Here is a 1,806-nt window from a genome sequence, read left to right as displayed (position 1 = left end):
AGTCTTTAGCTGACGCCAGTGCCGTGCAGTTCACTCGCAACGATCAAGGGATTGCGGGAGCGTTAAAGAAGATTGGCAGCAACGTTCAAGGCTCTACCTTAAACACGAAAGCCAGTGATGAAATGAGCCACATGATGTTTGGACAGAGTAAATTGTCCGGATTTTCTGGTTTGTTCGCGACACACCCACCACTGGACGAAAGAATTCGAAGAATCGAACCCAATTGGGACAGAAGCTACGCTCAACATTCGCATGCTCAAAACACGGCGTTTGATAACGAACAAGTCAGTGGCTTTGCCGTAGGTGGCGGCTCTCCTGCTTCGCAATCTGCCTCACCATCGGAGCAATTGAGTGAGACAGGCCAACAGTTGATCAGTCAATTACCACCAGAGTTAGTTGATATCGCACGTGAACCATATAGCGCCCGATTTGTCGCATTCGCCCTCATTTTTGATGGCAGCAATATTCAGCGCGAAATGATTAAATCGTACGTTCCACTCGCATCGCAATCTACATTGCTTCCCTGGCTAGATTATGACTTACCACTTCATCTGCGTTTCCCGTTACTCGAACTCGCTCTGCCGGCACTTAAATCGCTGAGTGAAACCCAGAAAATCAGCGTATGTAAAGTGCTACGTGAGCTCTCAGAGACGGATAATCAATACTCGCTAGCCGAATGGTGTGTCATCAACTTACTAGAAAAGCAGCTACTCGCCTCTTTTGGGTTCATCAAACAACACAAGACGTTGAAGCAATTAGAGGAAAGTGTATTCTGGCTATTGCGAGAACTGGCATGGGTCAGCCACTCTCAAGCAGACAACGCTCAGCGCGCCTACCATTGTGCCCTCGCCCATTTAGGCTTTCCTGAAGTGAAGTTAGAACCAGCTAACAGCAATTGGCATTTAAGTCGCGCCGCATTAGAGTTGTTGCTGCAACTGAAACCCAAAGACAGACGAATGTTCGTCAAAGCTTGTCGACTCGCGATTGAATCAGATGGGGAAATTACCGTTGCGGAAGGAGAACTCTATCGCGTCATTGCTTGCTTCCTTGAAGTACCGGAACCACCACTTACAATCTCGGGTTAGCTCAGGCGTGTCTTTTTAAGCCTTTCGCTCCAAACGAAGATTATTTACTTCAACTTAAGAAGAAACTTCACGCCAAATAGCGAAGTATCACCAAAACAAAAACGCCAGCGTTAATCGCTGGCGTTTTCATATTTGTCGGTATCAAAGCGCTAAATTAAGCTGCTTTAAATCGCTCTGGAATTTGCGTGATGCTTTCACGATAGCTGAACCACAAGTACGTAACAGCAAGTGAAAAGAAAAGATAAGACAACGCAAACACGATTGGTGAAGTAATCAATTGCGCAGACATACCCCACATAACACCTACAACCGTAATAGTCAGTTTAGATAACATGCCGCAAATCAATAAAAACAGCGCTAACTGCGGAAAACGCGAGCTACGGAATGCAAAGAAATAACAGCTACCCACTGCCAGAGAAGCAATAGATAAACCTAACATAAATGAATGGATGTGATCTGCAGATGCTACACCAGCAGAAACAGAAGCCATGAGTAATAGGAACAGTTTCATAAGTCACCTCACAACAAGTCTAAAAAAGCATCCCTTCATAAATGAAAACTCATTTTGCGCTCCATTTTGCTTATCTAGATCGCAATATCAAGCACATTTTTTATTCACTTTCGTCCTTGCTGACAACTCAGAGCGCGCACTTTACATACAGTTAACAAGCAGAATTTTATAAAGCCTTTAAATTCGGCACTTCGGCTGCTTAGCACTTAT

1 protein-coding gene and 1 pseudogene are annotated in these 1,806 nt (G+C 44.7%); one reads left to right on the top strand and one right to left on the bottom strand.

Features of this window, described 5'->3' with window-relative positions; translation table 11 throughout:
* Positions 1-1,085: pseudogene (locus tag R7M72_RS24315) on the top strand (Zn-dependent protease); the annotation flags it as partial.
* 154 nt (positions 1,086-1,239) lie between these two features.
* Here R7M72_RS24315 and R7M72_RS24310 read toward each other — a convergent pair.
* Positions 1,240-1,596 (bottom strand): hypothetical protein, encoded by a 357-nt coding sequence (locus R7M72_RS24310; RefSeq protein ID WP_005454342.1) that lies wholly within the window; start codon positions 1,594-1,596, stop codon positions 1,240-1,242.
* Between the last annotated feature and the right edge of the window lie 210 nt (positions 1,597-1,806).

This window comes from Vibrio sp. YT-18 (assembly GCF_033337345.1).
GTDB classification, from domain to species: Bacteria; Pseudomonadota; Gammaproteobacteria; order Enterobacterales; family Vibrionaceae; genus Vibrio; species Vibrio alginolyticus.
The sequence above is the reverse complement of the archived record's forward strand: the minus strand, read 5'-3'. Positions and strand labels throughout refer to the sequence as shown.